Source organism: Roseburia rectibacter, from assembly GCF_014287515.2.
In the GTDB taxonomy this organism is placed as follows: Bacteria; Bacillota; Clostridia; order Lachnospirales; family Lachnospiraceae; genus Roseburia; species Roseburia rectibacter.
This window is the reverse complement of record NZ_CP092473.1, coordinates 159444-179989: the sequence shown is the minus strand read 5'-3', so window position 1 is coordinate 179989 and position 20546 is coordinate 159444. Positions and strand designations below refer to the sequence as shown.

The 20546-nt window shown below is 38.1% G+C and carries 17 protein-coding genes, 1 tRNA gene and 3 pseudogenes; 5 read left to right on the top strand and 16 right to left on the bottom strand.

What is annotated here, in order from left to right; genetic code table 11:
- Positions 1–45: 45 nt before the first annotated feature.
- The gene (locus tag H8S51_RS00845; RefSeq protein ID WP_118209765.1) at positions 46–1452 is read right to left on the bottom strand and encodes a D-alanyl-D-alanine carboxypeptidase family protein; all 1407 of its coding nucleotides are present in this window, start codon (positions 1450–1452) and stop codon (positions 46–48) included.
- Positions 1453–1732: 280 nt separating this feature from the next.
- On the opposite strand from H8S51_RS00845, the gene trmB reads away from it, so the two are divergent.
- Positions 1733–2371: a tRNA (guanosine(46)-N7)-methyltransferase TrmB gene (gene trmB, locus H8S51_RS00840; RefSeq protein ID WP_118209764.1), complete on the top strand. Its 639-nt coding sequence runs from the start codon at positions 1733–1735 to the stop codon at positions 2369–2371.
- 239 nt (positions 2372–2610) lie between these two features.
- Here the strand turns inward: trmB and H8S51_RS00835 are convergent.
- A tRNA-Lys gene (locus H8S51_RS00835) sits at positions 2611–2683 on the bottom strand.
- A 184-nt stretch (positions 2684–2867) separates the two neighbouring features.
- On the opposite strand from H8S51_RS00835, the gene pepT reads away from it, so the two are divergent.
- Positions 2868–4091 (top strand): peptidase T, encoded by a 1224-nt coding sequence (gene pepT / locus H8S51_RS00830; RefSeq protein ID WP_186900524.1) that lies wholly within the window; start codon positions 2868–2870, stop codon positions 4089–4091.
- A gap of 172 nt (positions 4092–4263) precedes the next feature.
- Here pepT and H8S51_RS00825 read toward each other — a convergent pair whose 3' ends face one another.
- The 8 genes from H8S51_RS00825 to H8S51_RS00790 form a co-directional block, all read right to left on the bottom strand.
- The gene (locus H8S51_RS00825) at positions 4264–5838 is read right to left on the bottom strand and encodes a hypothetical protein (RefSeq protein WP_241070826.1); all 1575 of its coding nucleotides are present in this window, start codon (positions 5836–5838) and stop codon (positions 4264–4266) included.
- Between the two features lie 142 nt (positions 5839–5980).
- Complete coding sequence (locus H8S51_RS00820; RefSeq protein ID WP_186900531.1) at positions 5981–6130, bottom strand: ATP-binding protein; 150 nt, start codon at positions 6128–6130, stop codon at positions 5981–5983.
- Positions 6131–6323: 193 nt separating this feature from the next.
- Positions 6324–6527 carry a hypothetical protein gene (locus H8S51_RS00815; protein ID WP_186900526.1) on the bottom strand — a complete coding sequence of 68 codons (204 nt, stop codon included), beginning with the start codon at positions 6525–6527 and terminating at the stop codon, positions 6324–6326.
- The gene (locus H8S51_RS00810; protein ID WP_117920568.1) at positions 6512–6943 is read right to left on the bottom strand and encodes an Rrf2 family transcriptional regulator; all 432 of its coding nucleotides are present in this window, start codon (positions 6941–6943) and stop codon (positions 6512–6514) included. The genes H8S51_RS00815 and H8S51_RS00810 overlap by 16 nt, the downstream gene beginning before the upstream one ends.
- A 66-nt stretch (positions 6944–7009) precedes the next feature.
- Positions 7010–7411 carry an HI0074 family nucleotidyltransferase substrate-binding subunit gene (locus tag H8S51_RS00805; protein WP_118209759.1) on the bottom strand — a complete coding sequence of 134 codons (402 nt, stop codon included), beginning with the start codon at positions 7409–7411 and terminating at the stop codon, positions 7010–7012.
- Complete coding sequence (locus H8S51_RS00800; protein ID WP_117920570.1) at positions 7395–7664, bottom strand: nucleotidyltransferase family protein; 270 nt, start codon at positions 7662–7664, stop codon at positions 7395–7397. Before H8S51_RS00800 ends, H8S51_RS00805 begins: the two co-directional genes overlap by 17 nt.
- Positions 7665–7760: 96 nt before the next feature.
- Positions 7761–9134 (bottom strand): MFS transporter, encoded by a 1374-nt coding sequence (locus tag H8S51_RS00795; RefSeq protein ID WP_186900527.1) that lies wholly within the window; start codon positions 9132–9134, stop codon positions 7761–7763.
- 25 nt (positions 9135–9159) lie between these two features.
- Positions 9160–11172: a right-handed parallel beta-helix repeat-containing protein gene (locus H8S51_RS00790; RefSeq protein ID WP_186900528.1), complete on the bottom strand. Its 2013-nt coding sequence runs from the start codon at positions 11170–11172 to the stop codon at positions 9160–9162.
- 287 nt (positions 11173–11459) lie between these two features.
- Here H8S51_RS00790 and H8S51_RS00785 point away from each other — a divergent pair, with 287 nt between their 5' ends.
- Positions 11460–12416 carry a helix-turn-helix domain-containing protein gene (locus H8S51_RS00785; protein ID WP_186900529.1) on the top strand — a complete coding sequence of 319 codons (957 nt, stop codon included), beginning with the start codon at positions 11460–11462 and terminating at the stop codon, positions 12414–12416.
- Positions 12417–12467: 51 nt separating this feature from the next.
- Here H8S51_RS00785 and H8S51_RS00780 read toward each other — a convergent pair whose 3' ends face one another.
- Positions 12468–13652 (bottom strand): IS630 family transposase, encoded by a 1185-nt coding sequence (locus tag H8S51_RS00780; RefSeq protein WP_241070825.1) that lies wholly within the window; start codon positions 13650–13652, stop codon positions 12468–12470.
- Between the two features lie 82 nt (positions 13653–13734).
- Between H8S51_RS00780 and H8S51_RS00775 the strand changes: the two are divergent.
- Positions 13735–13857: pseudogene (locus H8S51_RS00775) on the top strand (IS3 family transposase); the annotation flags it as partial.
- Positions 13858–13874: 17 nt separating this feature from the next.
- On the opposite strand, the pseudogene H8S51_RS00770 reads toward H8S51_RS00775, so the two are convergent.
- Positions 13875–14177, bottom strand: a pseudogene (locus H8S51_RS00770) (ParB N-terminal domain-containing protein); the annotation flags it as partial.
- An 811-nt stretch (positions 14178–14988) separates the two neighbouring features.
- Between H8S51_RS00770 and H8S51_RS00765 the strand changes: the two are divergent.
- Positions 14989–16301 (top strand): annotated as a pseudogene (locus tag H8S51_RS00765) (IS30 family transposase).
- Positions 16302–16835: 534 nt separating this feature from the next.
- Here H8S51_RS00765 and H8S51_RS00755 read toward each other — a convergent pair.
- Genes H8S51_RS00755 through H8S51_RS00740 form a run of 4 tightly spaced genes read right to left on the bottom strand, consistent with a single transcriptional unit; the run spans position 16836 to position 20540 of the window.
- Complete coding sequence (locus H8S51_RS00755; RefSeq protein WP_186900488.1) at positions 16836–18662, bottom strand: hypothetical protein; 1827 nt, start codon at positions 18660–18662, stop codon at positions 16836–16838.
- 26 nt (positions 18663–18688) lie between these two features.
- Positions 18689–19171, bottom strand: a complete 483-nt coding sequence (locus tag H8S51_RS00750; RefSeq protein WP_186900487.1) for a toll/interleukin-1 receptor domain-containing protein — start codon at positions 19169–19171, stop codon at positions 18689–18691.
- Positions 19168–19557: a TIR domain-containing protein gene (locus tag H8S51_RS00745; protein ID WP_186900486.1), complete on the bottom strand. Its 390-nt coding sequence runs from the start codon at positions 19555–19557 to the stop codon at positions 19168–19170. The genes H8S51_RS00750 and H8S51_RS00745 overlap by 4 nt, the downstream gene beginning before the upstream one ends.
- 14 nt (positions 19558–19571) lie before the next feature.
- Complete coding sequence (locus tag H8S51_RS00740; RefSeq protein ID WP_186900485.1) at positions 19572–20540, bottom strand: caspase family protein; 969 nt, start codon at positions 20538–20540, stop codon at positions 19572–19574.
- Between the last annotated feature and the right edge of the window lie 6 nt (positions 20541–20546).

Genomic DNA, 20546 nt, shown 5'->3' with positions numbered 1-20546 from the left:
ATCTGACTTTCAGAGCCGGCATCTGTTTACGTTTTATTTTGCATATCATCTGCGTCTTCTGCGCCTTTTATTGCGTTTCTTTTCACGCTTAAATACTCTTTTGTGTTCTTTTCGCACCTCGTAATTATGTTTGATAATATAAAAGTTATCTGCAACCTTCTTTATAATGATTCCAAGAATAATTAATACAAGAATAACAACCAGTACTGTTATGATCGTGCTCATCTTAATCTGTATCTTTGAAACATGCTCTGTTTCTTCGGTCTGTGCCTCTTCGTTTACATCTGTCTGGTTGCTGAATTTATACTCCGGGATCTGCACATTTGTCTTTACAATATCTGCCTTTCCAACTTCATGTCCCGCATATGTGTATTCGATCGTCCCGACCGTATCATTCGTCACATCATCATAGATGATTTTAGATGTTGCGTCCGAAAACTCTGCTGTCTTTGGAAGTACGATACCTGCATCCTTATCAATATCCACAAACGGTTCATTTGTATTGAGTGTCCCTACACTTTTTTGTTCTGCAGATGTATAATTTGTCTCATTTTCTGCAATATTAAAAAGCTGGAAATTATCAAAACAGTAATCAAACAGATTTCTGCTGTCAAGCCACTGATTTGGCGACTGTGTATTCATAACCACACAGATCAGTGTCATTCCTTCCCGCTCCGCATAAGTCACCAGCGTACTGTTTGCGGCATTCGTATAACCTGTCTTTCCACCTGTACAGCCATCATACACATACTTGTTCGTCTGGAACGGATAAAGCATCTCGTTATGATTCTGCAGATCTGTCTGCTCGGAGTGTTTATTTGTCGGCGGGATCGTATAACGTGCCGTTCCCACGATAATACGAAATGTTTCATTCTGATATGCCGCCCTTGCGATCAATGCCATATCATAGCAACAGGTATAATGGTTTTCATCATGCAGACCGTGCGGATTTGCGAAATGCGTATTCTGGCAGCCAAGTTCTTTTGCCTTTTCATTCATCATCGCAACAAAATTTTCAATGGTTCCTCCGACATGCTCTGCAACCGCATACGCACATTCATTGGCAGATGCAAGCATTACCGCATAGAGACACTGCTCCATCGTCATCTGCTCACCATAATCCCTTGCGATACCGGAACCTTCTGTATTATCAATTGCCGCATCCGAAAAAGTCACGATATCATTTAAATCAGAATTTTCCAGCGCGATCAGCGTTGTCATGATCTTTGTGATACTCGCCGGATAGTGCTGCTCTAAACTTTCCCTCTCATAGAGTATCGTTCCGGTAGAAGCCTCCATCACGATAACATTTGGTGATACGACCTCCGGGCCTTCAGGCCAGTATTCAGCAGCGAAAACCGGCGTACACATGCTTCCGGTCAATAATATAAGGCTAAGCAGTAAACATAAGAAACGCGTTATTTTATTTTTACGATCTATTTTATATCTCATTTTTTAATAAGTAATCTCCTGATTTATAAGTGCAGCTTTTTCAGTACACTAGTATCAGTATAAACTTTGAAAAAAATACATGCAACCTTTATCCACAAATTTTCTTTTAAGGTTTTCTTAAAATAATGCTACTTTTTTTCATTATTTTATTGTAAAATACCTCTGTGTGCTTTCTGCACTTAAATCCATTATCTGCAATAATGCAAGATTACACCTATCAGAAATCAGTGTGAAAAATATATTTTATATACTTTAAAAGAAAGGCAGGACCATAATTTATATGCGATTAAGAAATATCCCTGGCGCTGATGAAGCCATTTTAAACAGTGAATACTGCATCAAGGAACCGGAAAACAACAAAGGCAACTGGCAGTCTGTTTTTCCTTCCACCCAGCCTCTCCATATTGAGATTGGAATGGGAAAAGGCCGCTTTATCATGGATATGGCTGCAGCACATCCCGACATCAATTATCTTGGCATCGAACGCTATTCCAGCGTACTTTTACGTGCGCTTCAGAAAATGGAAGAAATACCTATGCCAAACTTAAGATTTATATGCATGGATGCCGCCGATATCACAGAAGTTTTTGCTAAAGATGAGGTTTCCCGCATTTACCTGAACTTTTCAGATCCGTGGCCAAAGGATCGCCACGCAAAACGCCGTCTTACTTCCCGCCAGTTTTTTGCACGTTATGATGCCATTTTAAAACCGGACGGCAGACTGGAGTTTAAGACCGATAATCAGGATCTCTTCACCTTTTCTTTAGAAGAAATCCCGGAGGCAGGATGGCATTTAGACGCTTTTACCCGCGATCTCCATCAGGATGCGGTTTTAAATGAAGGAAATATCATGACAGAATATGAAGAGAAATTTTCCTCAAAGGGAAATCCGATCTGTAAACTTATCGCTTCCCGCTAATCGGAATCAGTAACCTCTCTGCAAGGTGCGTATCCTTAAACGGAGCTGATATTACTTTATAACACATATTTTCCTATAAAAATAAAATGCATGCTCAACGAAAATTTATAATTTCAAAATTCTCGTTGAGCATGCATTCTATTTTGTGGATAAATTTATTCAGGAGATCATATCATATAAACCGGACAAAAAAAAGCACCATCCCCATAGCCATCTGCTATAAAAACGGTACTTCGTAGTGCGCCACCAGGGGTTCGAACCCTGGACACCCTGATTAAGAGTCAGGTGCTCTGCCAGCTGAGCTAGTGGCGCATATGTTTATCTCTCGTGAACACAAATGATATTATATATTAATTTATTTCAAATTGCAAGCATTTTTTTAGAAAATCTTAATTTTTTTCGTTGGCGAATTTTCTATTCTGTGGTATTTTATTCATAGACTAAAAAATGCATTTTTTTGCAGTTTATAAAATTCAAAGGAGGTCACTCATTTATCATGCATGTTGATGAAAGACTATTAAAATATGTTTCCTGCTTTACCACTTCCTGTGAAGACTCCGATACGATTCCTTCCACAGACAGGCAGTTTACCCTGGCAAAAGAATTGGAAAAAGAACTTCTGGATCTCGGTTTACAGAAAGTAACACTGACAGACCACTGTTACATCTACGGTCTGATTCCTGCTACTCCGGGATACGAAACCAAAAAAGCTGTCGGATTTATTTCCCATATGGATACGGCACCGGATTTTTCCGGCGAGAACGTTAAACCTCAGATTATTCCGGATTATGACGGCAAGGACGTTGTTTTAAAAGGTACCGGTGATATCTTAAAAACTTCTGATTTTCCCGAATTAAAGACTTTAAAAGGAAAAACCCTGATCACAACAGACGGTACAACTCTGCTTGGTGCAGACGATAAAGCCGGAGTTGCGGAAATCATGACCGCTGTCGAACAGCTCATCTCCTCTGATATTCCACACGGCGATATCTGGATCGGCTTTACACCGGACGAGGAAGTCGGACGCGGTGCAGATCTGTTCGATCTTGATTATTTTAAAGCAGATTTTGCTTATACGGTAGATGGAGATTATGAAGGTGAAGTGGCCTATGAAAACTTTAATGCTGCAAGCGCTGTCTTTTCTGTGAAAGGTGTGAATGTTCACCCTGGAGAAGCAAAAGATATCATGGTCAATGCTGCTCTCGTTGCATGCGAGATCCAGTCCCTGCTGCCTCCGATGGAAACACCAGCCCACACAGAAGGCAGAGAAGGTTTTTACCATCTGACAGATATGTCCGGTGATGTTGCCACAGCTACCCTTTCCTACATTATCCGTGACCATGACAAAAATATGTTTGAAACACGTCAGAAAAAAATGCAGGAAATCGCTGATGCCATGAATACCAAATATGGTGCCGGAACTGTTACACTGACTATCCACAATTCCTATGCAAATATGTTGGAAATCATCGAAAAAAATACCTATGTTGTGGATATCGCAAGGAAAGCCATTTCTTCCGTCGGACTTGAGCCGGTTTCACGTCCGGTACGTGGCGGTACTGACGGCGCACGCTTAAGTTTTATGGGACTTCCATGTCCAAATCTCGGTACCGGCGGTTACGGTTTCCACGGCCCATTCGAGCACATCAGTGTCGAGGGAATGGAAACTGCTGTAGCTGTGATCAAAGAGATCGTACGCATCACCGCAGAACTCGATTAACCAGTGTACCTACCGTGCCAGGCATATTGTTACAGACTGCCATTCATAGGACAATGTTCTATGAATGAGAAAAGAGCTGAGGCACCGGCTGATTAAAATCAGCAGTGCCTCAGCTCTTTTTATGTGCATCATCAGATACACTTTGCTTACTATAAATTTTTTTACTACAGCTTTATAAATTTGCGATCAATGCAGCGATTTCATCCGGCGTCATGATCTTATTCGGATTTCCCATATCCGGCATGGAAGCTGCTGCCTCCTGCTTTGGAACCTCTTCGATCACTGACTCATCTGCAGAAATCGGTATTTCTTCTGTGATCGTTTCCTCTTCCGGGATCTTTACCTCTTCGATCACTGATTCGTCCGGGGAAACCGGTATTTCTTCTGTCAAAGTTACCGTATCTGCATCCGTTGCGTCCTCTGTAAAGACCGGCTCATCCGGATCTATTGTAGTCTCATCCGTAATTACCGGTTCGTCCGGGTCTATTGCAGGCACATCCGTAATTATCGGTTCGTCCGGATTTATTGTGGTCTCATCCGCAACTACCGGTTCGTCATTCAAATCACCACTATCAGATAATTCATCCCCTAATGTCGGCAGTTCCATATCTGACAAATCATCATCTACTGCTGATATTCCTAAATCCGGCAATTCTTCACCAATCGCTGACATTCCCAGATCTGGAAGCTCCTCATCCACTGCTGACATTCCTAAATCTGGCAATTCCTCATCTACTGCTGACATTCCCAGATCTGGAAGCTCCTCATCCACTGCTGACATTCCTAAATCCGGCAATTCCTCATCTACTGCTGACATTCCCAGATCCGGCAGCTCCTCATCTGCTGCTGACATTCCCAGATCCGGCAGCTCCTCATCTGCTGCTGACATTCCCAGATCCGGCAGCTCCCCATCTGCTGCTGACATTCCTAAATCCGGCAGCTCCTCATCTGCTGCTGACATTCCTAAATTCGGTAATTCCTCCGTGGTTTCTGCGGAAGCCGTCATCACAGGATTCTCTGCAGCGAGGTCTGCTTTGATCGAATCTGCAGCCTGGCTTGCAGCTTCCTTTACATAGATATGTATCTGTTCTATGGCAGCTGAAAGTTCTTTTTCCAATGTATCATGGATCATTTCTGAAAGGACATTCTGCATATCACTTTCTAATGTCTCTTTTATAGTATTCAGGTTATCCAGAACTAATTTCTGTTTTTCCATCAGCTCCTGTATTTTTTCATCCATCATGCTCTTCTGCATATCTATGATCTGCTGATTGTTTTCTGAAAGTTTTTCTTCTACTTCCAGTGTTTTTTCAATCACCTGCTCATTGGAATGCATGAGAGCATCTGTATTTTCTTTATTACGCGCAAGTGTCAGTTTCGCGATCGCTTTCTGGGCAGTAATGATCTCGTCCGCCGGAACAGCAACTTTTTCCCTAATATTTTCTATTTTTTCTATAAGTTTTTTCTGCATCAGATAGTTTGCTTTTCCTGTACGCAATACTTCTTCTATCTGTTCATCAAAATGGGATTTTTCTGTATTTTTCATATCGTAGATATACTTAACAAGCAAAGCAACCCACACTAAAATAAGTACCGAAATAATAACTGCTACTACCAGTTCCGATGATTTTTTTACAAATAAAAATAAAACAATCCATAAAAATGATATCAGCATTGCCGATATGAAAATCATCATACGATTAAAATCTTTTTTCTTTGGTTTCTTTAATGAGTCGTCTTTAGCCATAACAGAACCTCCCGCTTTTTGCACTATCATGCATAGATTTACAGTTCAATTTTACCACAATAAACCAACCCTGAAAACAGCCTTTGTAAAATATTTATGCGGCGTCTCCATTATTTTAATAATTTCTATACGCTGGGAATTTCTATTTTTCTACCGGTCTTCTTATCTCTGTTTCCCTGCTGATCTTAAACGGCAGTTTTACAACGCATGTAGTGCCTATGCCCTTTTTGCTATTCATTTCTATCGTTCCATTTAGCTTATCAACGAGCTGTTTGGCTATTGCAAGTCCCAGACCTGTGCCTTCGTATTACACTTCCGCCAGACCGGTTAAACTTTATCGCATTATCCGCAAGATTATGCAGTATCCTTTCCACAAAAATCGGGTTTCCGGATATCATACGACATTGCTGAGAGAAATTGCGTTTTAGCCCTGCTTGCCTGCTCAGAAAGCCGTGCTGCCTCACGCAGACGATGATTCATGCTGATCAGATAATTCCATCTATCACCATAAGTACCACTAAGGTTCCACAGACGATAAAAATGATATACCATGCATCTATGGATGCATTTAAATCTCTCTTACTTGTCACGCCAAGAATATCTCGTGATGAGTTTTTGCCCATATTTTTCAATACTTCATCCCCAATTTGTCTGATCAGACATCGTTTTACTGCTATTTTTCTATGCACAAAGCAACATCATTTTTCACATCTGCAAGTGTCATCGTTGCCAGTTTATCTTCCATTGCTTTCTGAACCTGATTTAACCGGTCATCCAGCACATGGTGGATATTTTTCCCAACAGGACATTTTGGATTCGGATTCTCATGAAAGTGAAACAGTTGTTCATCCGGAGTACATTCCACCGCCTTATATACATCAAGAAATGTGATCTCATCTAATGGTTTCGTAACCGTGACACCACCGGTTCCCCTTGAAACTTCAATTAATCCTGCAGCCTTTAACTGTTGTAAGAGTTTTCGTACAATGACCGGATTTGTGCCAATGCTGGCTGCCATAAAATCACTTGTCATCTTCCTGTCTGTAAATGTATCTATACAGGCAAACATGTGTATTGCCATTGTAAATCTGCTCGAAATCTGCATTTTTTACGCCTCTTTCTTATCATAAATATTCCATCTGTTCTGGTATGTTTTTCTGCCGAGTCATTTTCATCCCAGTAATTGTTTTACCGTATTTTCAAATTCATAAAAAAGATCAATATATTTTTGCACGATCGTATTGCAATGTTCTTTTACGATCTCACAATCATAGTCATGTGCCAGTTCATTTCTCACCTTAAGCATATTCATCCACGCTTCATCTGAAATTAAGTTTGCCTTATAGGATTCTCTAAGTACTTCCCTCGGCGAACCAGCTACAAATCCGGTAATTGCATAGTACTGCACCAGTATATCTTTCATAACTTTCCATGACAGATCGAATGTAATGCTAAATTTGGCACTTGTACCACTAAGCACGAATGAATCCGTGAGATCTCTCTGTCTTGCTTCCGCTAATGCATCCAGGGAATTGCAAAATGATAGAAATCGTCTGTTAAATTTTTCGTCCATATTGTCTGATATCCTCCAACAACAATTGATTTTTACATGTATCCATATTCACAAGATCCACACTGTAAAGTGTTGGCAGATCTTCTACTTTTTCTATCAGTGCTTCAAAATCTTCTATTCCGGACACCGCTATATCAATGTCACTGCGTTCCCTTGCCGTTCCTTTTGCCCTTGAACCATACAAAATCACTTCTTTTGCATGAAAACTATTACATAATTTTGCTACTTCCTGTATCACTTCTTCTGCCCGCACGAATACCACCTGCCTTTATTATAATATTTTAGCATAAAAAGAGCGATACCGTATAGATGAATCCATACAATACCGCTCTTTTTTATTATCCTTCTCTTATTTTTCACTTCTTAATTTCTGATTTACTTTTTCTACATCAAGTTTATAATAAAGAAATACGATAACTACTGTAATGATTAACGGAATACCGGCAAACATAAATGCTAACATATTGGTGCAGGATGCACTCTGTACTGCTGCCGTTGCATCATAATGAGACGCTGCGAGTAACCAGCCGCTGATTGCTGAACCCAGTCCATTTCCTACCTTCATGCCAAATGATGTGCAGGAATACATAGAACCATCCATTCTTTTTCCGGTGTTTAAATAAGTATAATCAGATGCCTCAGATACGAGTGCATTGAAAGTACCACCCAGTGTGCAGCATGTAAGAGCAACCAGCCCATACATCCATACTACCACAGATGCATTTGCCTGCATAACGAAGATCATATAAATAGCGCGTACTATCACATTTAAAGCAAAACACCCCAGATTTAAAAGACGAATATTTTTCAGTTTCTTTACAAGTACAGGTGCTGCGATCAGACCGATCACATTGGCTGCCGAAAATACAGTTACCATATTTCCAAAATATCCGGCATTTCCACAATTGTATGTAAAGTAATAAATGGCTGCTCCCATAGATACACCTGTCATCAGATAAAAGAGCAGATAGATCATCGTCAGCATATTAAAATATTTATTGGATACAAGAGTTTTTAAAGTCTCAATCAAGCCAATTTCTTTTTTTTCTATACCCTCTTTTTTCGCTTCCCTGTATGTTTCATTCAGTTCTTCTTCCGGAAGTTCCTTTACAGATAATACAGAAATTGTGTTAACAACAAGTCCAATTAATGCAAAAATGATTGCCGTTGTTCTCCAGCCTGCATTACCACCACCAAATTTCTCTACCAGAACTAATGTATAATTGGAAACCAGAAGATTCCCCAGTGTAGAACCAATAAAACGGAAAGTTCCCATCTGCACACGTTCCTGGCTGTTTTTTGTAATTAACGATGTGAGTGCAGAATATGCTATATTATTTGCTGTATAAAAAATAGCATTCAGTAATGTATATGCTATAAAGAAATACGCATATTGCAGCTTGGAACTCATGTTCATAGGAATAGAAAACAATGCAATAAGCGCAATTGCATTACCAAAATAGGACCAGAACATCCACGGTCTTGCCTTACCAAATTTAGAATGTGTTCTGTCAATCAGACTGCCAAACAAAATATCTGTAACACCATCTAGCAGCTTGGACAACAATATTAATGTACCTATAATACCTGCATCCATTCCAATTGTATTTGTCAGATAAATCATAACAAAGCTGGAAATCAATCCATATACCATATTGGCAGCAAAATCGCCCCCGCCATATCCTGCTTTATTGTAAAATTTTAAATATTTTTTTTCTTCCATCGTAAATCCCCCTCTATATCCTAATCTATCGTAAACTCCAGACCGCTGCTTCTTTTGCAGCAAAAGGTCCCGGTACTGCTGTTAAGCTTCTGTGATTACCAAAATAATCCCGGTCAAAGGTAATCGTACTGCCGTCAGGATTTTCAAATCTTTCCTCCGGCTCAAAAGCCTCCCCCAATACATCACTATCTATGATAGATGTCGTATAATCACCAAGTATCTCATATACATTTGTTTCCAATGTATACCGTCCGTCCTTTTCCACCAGATTGACATACACTTTATCTGCTGTATTCACAAAATGATCCGTTTCATTCTTCCATGCTGTGGCACCATTAAAATACGCATTTCCATTGATCCATACCGGCAGCTTACCAAAATGATAGTCCTGCATAACAAACATGTTTGGTTCCGGATTGTCCAGTTCAAATGCTTTAATCCACTCTTCATAAGTAGGAAAATCATCAAATACACTTGTACCCTGCACCTGATTATCCACCATGATAAATCCCATATCTTCTTTGATTTCTTCTGGTTTTACCGGCCAATTCTGGATAAATATATTATTATATATCCTGTCATCTCCATGCAGGAAAGTCATCATACCCGCTACCTCTGTCCTGTGTGCAATATGATACGGAGTATATCTTGGTGCCATAGTTCCATTCTTTAAAGGCATGTCAGAACCACTTCCAATAGAACTCATCGGTCCAAGGCAAAGATTATGCACAACTGCTACACCCTGCGATGCGATCTTCATAGAAAGTTTGGACAGGCAGATATTATGATCTATAAGTGTCGGACCGTGACTTACTTCCACAAAGATATCACAGCTTCCCATTCCTCCCGGTACAAGCGGAATATCCTCAGAAGGTGCGTTATTATCATGGAACAGATTTTGTGTGATTCTGGTTCCCTGCGCTTCCCAGTCACACCAGATACCCATGGTGCAATGATGAAAATGATTGCGGCGTATTGTTACATCAATTGCTGCATGTAACTTAATACCTGCTACCTCTGCTCCTGCAAGTTCCTGCATATTATTGATATGATGAATATGATTATCCTCTATAGTGGAAAATACACCTCCCATTCTCCCAACAATACCGGTCTGCTCACAATGGTGAATATGACATCTGCGAACGATATGACTTCCTATGTTTTCTTTCGTCCATCCATGATACTGCCCTCTGCAGACGGCATCTCTTTCCATCTGTGTTGCACTTTTGACATGCCGATTTGTAAAATAATGGTCATTTTCTGCATCATAATACTTTCCGAGAGATATTCCACAGCACTTACTATTACTGATCTCGCAGTCTTCAATAATCCAGCCCTTTGCCCAGTGAGGACCAATCATACCATCCTGGTAAGCTGCCGGAGGTGCCCAGGTAGTAGCCGCCTTATTGATATCAAAGCCACTGACTGTAATATAATTGATATGATTTTCAGACGGCATAAAGCAATTACGCCGTGCATTAATCTCCACCTTTTCCACCCGTGGATCTTTTCCCTGAAAATTAGCATAGATAACTGTTTCGTTTTCTTCCTGCTCTGTATACCATTTATACACTGACCATTCCGGCTCCCAGGAATGTATATATACCTTTCCTTCCCTGCATTCTTCCAGACTCTGTACTTCATATAATTGTCTGTCGTTCAGATACACCGCACCGGTATGCCTTACAAAAGGGCCAAAATACCAGTCGCCTTTCACAAGAGTTGTGTATGGGTTATAACCACCAAAAACACCATTATCAATTCTGCATACCCATACATTTCCATCAAGGTGATTCCAATTGCGGACTTCTTCCGCTCCCGTTATGACAGCTCCCAAAGGAACCTCACTTTTATAGATGATCCGTGCATCTTCTGTGCCGGCATTTTTGGGATCTACATATTCTCGATAAACACCGGGTGCCACCAATACCTCATCGCCTGCTGCTGCTACCTGTGCCGCATCGTTGATAAAACGAAACGGACTTTCTTTTGTTCCATTGCCATCTTTACAGGCATTGCAATTTACATAAATATTCATTTTCCTCTCCTTTCAAAGAGTACGGCTCATCGGGCCCTTGATGATCACATGCACATTACTCTTGCTTTGCTGTTACCTGTATTATATAATCGAACTTATAGTTCCAAAATATCTAAAAGAGAGCAAATATAAATAAAATGTATCCAAAACAGACTTTATTTCAAACGATTCCTACACAGTCAAATGCAAATTACAGAAAAGAACTCTCCAGACATCATGACATGTCTCACTCTAATCTGATTCTGCATAATAATGAAAATTCACTATATCAATACTTTGAGATCAATATGCCTTATCTTATTCTCTATGAAAATGTCAATCCGACCACTAATCTCTCTACATATATGGAATTGTCGGAAAGCAGTATCGTGGATACACATATGCCTTACAAGGATTTTTTGTCCATGGGAGGATTACGGCTTCACTCTCACGACTTTTATGAACTGACTTTTGTTTTGTCTGGAGAACTAAAGATGCGGATTGAGGACGAATATATTACTTACCACCAGGGTGAATGTTGCCTATGCAACAAAAATATTCACCATGTGGAAATTATGGATCATTCTACAGAGATTGTCCTTTTTCTGCTAAAAGAAGAGTATCTGCGCGATGTGATCAATGCAAATTATTATTACGACCAGAACGGAAATCCCCATGCGATCGGTTCTGTGTTTCTGCACCTTTTTGAAGAAAATAACAAAAACTCGCTCTATGATGCCAAAGTGTATACCGATTTCAAGCTCTTAGACACATCCTGTCAGGATCAATTCTTTGATATCATTAATCACATGGTGGATGAAATTTCCGGAAATCATTCCGGCAAAAGCCATATGATGAAAGCATTGTTCTGTCGTTTTATCGAAATGCTTGAATTTAATGATACCCATCAGGTAGAAGTTCACTGGGCAAAATTGTCAAATGATGAACAGATCATCTATAAAATAGCAAATGCCTATCAGAATAAAATGGGAATTTTTTCCAGGTCAGAAATTGAAACATTAACCGGTTATAACAGCGACTATGTAGAACGAATCTTGAAACGCTCTACCGGCAAAACTCTTTCTGAATATGGAAGGACTTTTTTGTTAAAAAAAGCTGCGGATATGCTAACAGAAACAAATAAAAAAGTTGGAGATATCTGTGAAACACTCGGATACTCCAACCGTAATTATTTTAATAAATTGTTTATGAAAGAATATGGCATGACACCGCTTACTTATCGCAAACATATGCGTCATTTATAATATGTATTGCTGCTAGTGTACTATACTGTGCACTAGTATTTCATCCTTTAATTAACTCGACTTTTTGACAGACAGTGTATCAACAATGATTTCTTCCGATACATCAATATCATCGAGATTATATTTCCAATGGAACACAATCGGCTCTTCGTTTATTTCTACAAAATATCTGTAGATACGATTAGTAAGTTCCTCCTTAGATTTAACACGGATACCTCTGAGCATCTGACGAGTCATCTTGCTAAAGAAACTTTCAACCATATTGAGCCATGATCCATGTTTGGGAGTGAATACAAATTCGAATCTTCCCGGTACAGTTGCCAGGTATTTTCTGGTCGCCTCTGATGTATGAACTTTAAGATTATCGAGTACGATGCGAAGCTTGTCTCCCTTTGGATACTTATCATCTAACAGCTTCAAAAATTCAATGTATTCCGTGCTGCTGTACTTGTCTCTTACAAGAGGAATCGCTTCTCCTGTTTGAAGATCAATTGCAGCTAATAATGAAAGAGTCCCCAAACGTTTATATTCGTAATCTCTATTGATGGTCGGATGCTTTTCGTTCGGCATTAAATCATCTGATGTTGTTGCAATAGCCTGTATTCCTGGCTTTTCATCATAAGACAGCACATGTATAGGTGTATCTTCAGATATAATGAGCTTTCCAGATTCATCAAACTGCATTTCAAGCTGCTTATACACAAGCAGGACATTATGCATTTTGGAATCAAAATTAGGATCCCTGTTCTCACAATAATAAGTTATTTTATGTGGCTTTATATCTGCCTCGTCAAGAATTGTATGTACTGTACTTTTATGAATGGTGGATAGTCTTGTGTATCCAGCTGCTTCAGCAGTTTTATTGATATGTGAGGTTAGCTTTGCATACGTCCATGTTTCAGCAGCATATCCAAAATCAATTGGCTTCTGGCATGCAATGTTAATGATCCAGGCTTTTTCTTCGTCTGTAATCTCTGCATTCCTGCCACGACCAGGGGCATCAAAGAGTGCATTTTCAATGCCTCCTTCTTTAAACTTTTTCAGGCAAAGCATGACGCTGCAGCGGTTGATCCCCACTTTATCAGCAATCGCATCTATTGATACGGAATCCGCACGTAATAATAGAATGCGCGCTCTTGTAACTGTTTGAGCCTGAATTGTTCTGGCACGAGTCTGACGTTCCAGATATTCTCTTTCTTCATTGCTGAGTTCGATTGATGATGCTCTTTTGCCCATGCAAATGCCCTCCAAAATCTTTATAAGGACATTATAGCACAGGTTCTGAATATAGTCGAGTTATTAAAAGAATATTATACTAGAAGAACTGAAGATAAAACTATGGGATTATGTAAACTGGTATAATCATCACCGTATACATTCCTCCCTAGGGTATCAAACGCCTGTACAATATCGGGAAAATAACCTAAAAAAATTTGTCTGAAAAAGTGTTGACAATCCAACCATTGATACAACAGCTTCATCATCTTTAAGGACTCGTATTATCACAGGAACCTTTCTATATCCTATTTTCTCAGCAGCAAATTTTCTTCTGTGCCCGGATATAATTTCATAGCATCCATCTTTCTTCGGTCTTACTATTAAAGGATTTAAGATACCATACTTTCTGATACTCTCCTGTAATTCAATCATCTGGCTGTCTGCTCTGACCTTGAATGGATGATTTTCAAATCCTCTCAATCTTTCCAGCTCAATCTCAACTACTTTTTCATCTTCTTCTAATAATTCTGTTTTTTCTGCCATAGGCAACTTCCTTTCCCTGAACGTAAAAAAGCCCGTCCAGAATAGATTGTTATTATCTAATCTGAACGGACTCTTCCGACAGGCCTTATACCAGGCAAGAAAATTGTGTTATTTTAACTCTGATTTACACCCCAAATCTTATCCTACATTGTACCTTATCTCTCCGGGTGACAATCTTAAAAATAAATCCTGATGACAAGATTTCATTTTCGCTGACAAAATCCATTTTTCAATCACTTTTCGCTGACAAATTTGCCATCGAAATTGATAAAATTGCATGAAAAAAGCGGCAATGATTTTATCTTCATTACCGCTAAAATGTAGCGTCTCCTATAGGAATCGAACCTACAATAGAGTCTTAGGAGTTCAAGTCACCTTAGTTCCCACATGTCACCTGATGTCAACCAACGTCAGTATTTATCAGGAAAGTAGGCACTTAATTGGAAATCCTTGTCAATATAAATTAACAGATATAATCCCATTTTTGATATTCTCTGTTAGCAGTTTGTTAGCAATGCTAACGTACGGGATTAACTAATGTGTACCTCAAAATTCATAAACATGACCATCATTCCCCTGCTACTGTCGGTAATGATTGATCAATATTTCTATTAGATTACTTACATTATATCGTGTGATAGGTCGGATGTCGATGCTTTTTTGACCTTTTTTACTTATACCTAAAATGAAATTTTAAATTCCACTGCCCTACAGGGCGGTAGAATTTAGTCCTGCACAGTAGATATTTACTCTTTCATACATCAGTGTTATTGTAAAAGTTCCTTCTGACAGCAGTAGAAGGAGAATTATCATGAGTAAATATATCCCTGGAAACCAGAAACATCTAACACTTAATGACCGTATCTACATCGAAAACGAATTATCCAAAGGTGCGACTTTTAAAGACATTGCGGCATTCCTTTGTAAAGATCCTACAACCATCTCAAAAGAGGTTAAATCACGATGCCTTTCTGACTGGTGCCACAAAGGAACTTTCTACAATGCCAAAAACTTTTGTGTACACCGCTATCACTGTAAAAAAACAAATGCCTGTGGAAAAATCATGCTCTGCGATATTAAATGTACATCCTGTCCAACCTGCAACCAAACCTGTAAGGATTTCGAAAAGGAACGGTGCTGCAGACTTGATAAGGCGCCTTATGTATGTAATGGCTGTCCAATGAAAATCAATCATTGTACCATTGCCCATAAATACCGCTATGATGCCCGTTTTGCCGACCGTAAGTACCGCGAATTATTAAGTAGTTCCCGTGCCGGAATAAATATGACTCGGCATCAGCTGCACCAAAAAGACCAGATTGTTACTCCATTGATTGCCCAGGGACAGTCACCCTATCAGATCCTGATCAATCATCCGGAACTGGATATGTCTGTCCGCTCCATGTACACATACATCGATAAGGGACTGTTCACAGCCAGAAATGTGGATCTGAAAAGGCAGGCAAAATTCAAACCAAGAAAGTGCCACAAAACACAGATCAAAGACCGCGAAGTATTTACCAACAGAACCTATGCAGACTTCTGTTCTTTGGAATTAAATTCTTATGTACAAATGGACACAGTAAAGTCATCAAGGGACTCCCAGAAAACGCTGTTAACCATGATCTTTACAGAGGAAAAACTGTTTCTTGCATTTTTATTAACCGGTGCACAAAAGGTGCCGTCCGTGCTGTATTTGACCGTTTGGAAAAACGTATGGGAACGTATGAATTTACATCTGTTTTTGAAAATATCTTAACCGACCGTGGCTCTGAATTTGGGAACCCAGAAAAATTAGAAACTGGAATTACCGGTATACAAAGAAGCAGCATTTATTACTGTGATCCAATGCGTAGCGGACAAAAAGGAACCATCGAACAGGCGCATACCATGCTCCGCATGATATTACCTAAAGGAACATCCTTTGAATTTCTAACCCAATGGGATGTCAATCTTATTGTGAATCACATAAACTCTACTCCAAGAGAAAGCCTTGACGGCAAAACGCCGTATGATGCTGCCCTGGAAACACTTGGAGAAGATGTTCTTAAAACCTTTCAGTTCAAGCTGATTTCACCAGATGAAGTCAATTTAACGCCTAAGCTGATACGCTTTAAGAAGTAACTAATTAACTGATCGGAATCTGCTCCCGACTGGAAGTAAACATTTCACATTTTTTAAATGTGGCTGGTGGAATTTAGTCTGACACACCGAATTCCAGTAGCCTGTTTTTCATGCCATAAAAACAACAAAATTTCGATAAGCTAGCTTAATTATAACAGAAAGCAGGAGATTTTGTTAAAAAACTTCTGAAAATCAGCAAAATTTAAAAGCCGATGGAATTTACTCTTGCACTGAAATTTACTTTTTCAAGTCAGCCATAATTTACTTATATTTACTCCGGGCTTCCTCGATTGAAAAAGGTGGAAGCTACTACTCCCACCTTTGCATTTATACTTATCTCATCAGATGTACAAACTGAAATTATTCAGACTCTATAATGAGCGCTGTATTTAGTAAGCCCATTTTTCTTTTGGTACTTATGTTGTAGGGTTATTCCAACTATTCCATGTATTATTTTGGTTTAGAAGATTTTTGCATTTTTGCAACCGTTATCGTTTTAATTTTTAATTGAATTACTTAGCATTATATCAATCCTTATCTCTTTTTCATTTCCAATAACCTCAAGTACTCGAACTGTTCTCCGTTATTACAAATTCCCCCAATTGCATTTTTTCGTACAAGAATCATTCCTATTTTTTTCATTTGTAACATTTTTTTAACCTCTAACCAAAACACTTCATCCATTCCAACAATTTGATAATTTAATAATTTAGGATTTTCCTTTATCATCCTTTTACGATAATTTTCCGCACTGCTTTTATCGTAAAAATATACAATTCCTAACTTATTTCCTACTGATTCCATTTCTTCTACTATTATGGTCTCACACTTCATATTCCCGTTATTTTCTCCGTTTTCAAATTCCATCAATATCCAAAACGGCATTGCTTCCGTTTGCAGGGTTGGTAACACAGCATTAATATAAAAATAGTTTTTCCCTACAATTTTAAAAATATTATCTCCGATATCAAATTTTACCGAATTTAATAACTTAGAGCATGGATTGTCATTATGTATAATATTACCTTTACTTTTTGTCACAAATGATATTGTTTCCTTTAACACAGTTAAAATGTTCCCCCAATCATTAAATACAGAAAAAATATTATAAAATCCCATTCCATTTCTCGGATACTTAACCTGCTTTACAACTTGCAATTCTTCAAATATATTATTCGCAATTATGCTTAATGTCGGAAACATATATATCACTTTATCACAATTTCTTTTTCTAAAATAAATTACCGTGAAAAAATTTTCTGCACTCTTATCATTAATATCGCCTATATATATTTCTTCAAACTCCATAATATTCTGAATCCATTTTTTAAAATCTCTCACAGTATCAAGTAATACAAATTTTATCGTGTCATTTATTTCCTCACACTTAGCCTCATTTTTATTAAATAAAAACTCGTCGCACGGAACTATTACATATCTTTTTTCCTCTAAAATTTCATGTATTATACTTTTATCTAATTCAACAATTTCATATATACCATCGTCCATAAAATTTTGAATTATACAAGTCCCAACTTTTCCATCACTGATATGCAACACTTTAACTACACATACGGCTCCACATTTTGAATCATATTTTTTTCCCTCTGTGATTCCAAGTTCTGAATAATCAAATACCTTTACATTCTCCAATAACAACTCTGTTAAATTTTGATTCAAATGCGCCTTACTATATTGAAATCCTTCCTTTAATCTTTCAGCAAGGTAATTAAATTTCTTTTTTGCAATCCCAATAATTTCATCTTGATTAAGTTTCTTTGAATCCTTCACACATTCTTGATTCATAAATGCATAGTTTAACCTATCGGCAATTATCTCTCCCAAACGTATCGGCTCCTGTAACCATATCCAAAATTGTTCTGCCAATATATCCATATCTAAAACAGAAACGCACAACTTGTTGATTTGCCTTTTCCTATTTTCTATTGTTTCTTCTACATTGTCCCAATTTTTCTTTGCAATATCCAAATACCGTTTATAATCATCAAGTTTTTTTTCATAAACCTGATTTCGCACTTCTATTCCATAGTTTTCTTCTACCCAAAGCAATTCAAGACTATTTGCATAAACCTCTTGTACAGATCTTGTTGACTCATACAAAGCGTCTCTTGTTCTAATCAAATCTGTCATATATTGTAAATCTTCTTGCTCACTATTAAGTTCAAGTTCTATCAAATGCATTAGTATTCCTGCATTAGATATCAATGCTAAATGCGCATGAAATAGTTCATGCATACAGGATGCTGACTCTAATCCATATTCCATATTGTCGCCTGGAGCTAAATAAATCTGTCCACCCTTATCATATGAGAATTTACCTAATGTAATATCTTGAAACATATTTCCTCCTGTATGCATATTATATACTATAAATGCTTCTTCAGTTCCTGATAAAATCTCTGTGTTTCTGACATTCCACCATCTGTCCTTTGATAGTATCCATGATTAAATGCCTTTTCTAAAATGATATGTTTAGAAACCTTATTTCTTATTTCAACATACTTTAAAACATCTTCTTGGCTCTTCAAACGTGGCCAGTATGTCAAATAATCTGGTAAACTTTCCTGACTAATCAAATAATTTGCTATAGGCATATCCTTTTCCGTTGCCATTCCAATTTCAAACGGAACCCACCATGATTTTTTTGTATTGTTTGAAAGAATAACAATCACATCTGTACACTCATGCAGTTTTCCTCGTATATGCTTAGTCAATTTTTCACCATCATCTGCAGTAATATTATCTAGCAAATCTAAATAAGCATCTACCCCTATTGATGTCAATGTATGAACAACCTTTAACGCCGTCAACTCATCTTCTTTTTTATGTGAAATAAAGATTTTCATCATCGACTTCCTCCAATCAAAGCCTTAAGATTATCCCAAGTCCATTTATACATTTTGTCTATACTTTTTGCACCAATTGGCTTAACACACTTTTCTGTACTTCTACCATAGAGTAAAAAGTACGGAATTCTCTCTTCCTCTGCAATCTTTAATTCCGCACTTACTCCCGTTGCCTTATTTGTATACATTCCACAAATAACAACTACTACATCACAACCTTTAATACGTGAGCGAGCTTTGGCTTTCCAATTAGAATCAATGGTTTCTTTAATAGACATATCCATAATTTCAAACGGAGAATCTGAATTTTTAGCCTGTCCAATCAATAAATTCTTCAAATCATTATCATGATCATAATCAAAGCTGATAAAAGTTCTTTTTTTTGCCATTTTCATTTCCTCCCTTAAATAGCACCTTTGTTAACCAATCGCCAATACTGTTTTCCGATAGAAGTTAATTCACAACCTTTTGATTTCATTGCTGCAAAATACATATGCTCTTCCTCAACAGGTACAACTAATCCAACACCTTCTAATTTTTGTAATTCCGCAAATACTTTCATATTCTGCTCAGTCGCATAAGGTTCCAGCAATTCATGATTATCTTCTGGGGTATTTGTCGGTTCAAAAGATGGATCAAGTGGCAAGACACTATTTTCTTCTTCGAAATATGTACATATATTTCGAATTATTGAGATATCTATCTGTGGAACTACATCTTTCAGTGATGTAAAGCGTGTCACATTGGTTTTAAATACAGGGCGCTGCTCCCATGGACCTAAAGCTTTGTCAATATATGCATATATTCCGCCTAATGATATATGCCCTGTCACATCAGCAGCACCACCTTTAAGTGCTTCTAATAAAAGCGAAGTGAATAACCCATGACCATTTATTTCAACAGAAGTTTCTGTTGAATGACTAGCTGTTAATATCGTTACACCTTCTCCAATAATTGATGTATTTTGTCCTAACGTGCTAATTGTACCTAATGTGCCCGAATAACAGCTATCAAGAATTATGACTTTATCCTTACACTGAGATTTATTTGCAATTGTTAACACGTCTTGCAATGATAATCCATAGTCTCCAACTGTATAATCCGGTGTTACAAGATAGCCACCAACTGTATCAACATGTCCATGCCCTGAATAATAGAAAAGCGCCACATCTGCACATCCAGAAAAACACTGTTCCACCAATCGACGTAATTCCCCTTTTGTTTGCACATTCAAAACTTTTCTTACTGCAAAGTTCGGAGAACCATCTCCGTTTTTTATTAGTTCATCACTCACTGCCTCCGCATCATTACAACATCCATATAATGGACAATTTGTATAATCATCAATTCCAACAATTAAAGCTTTTCGCATCTATAA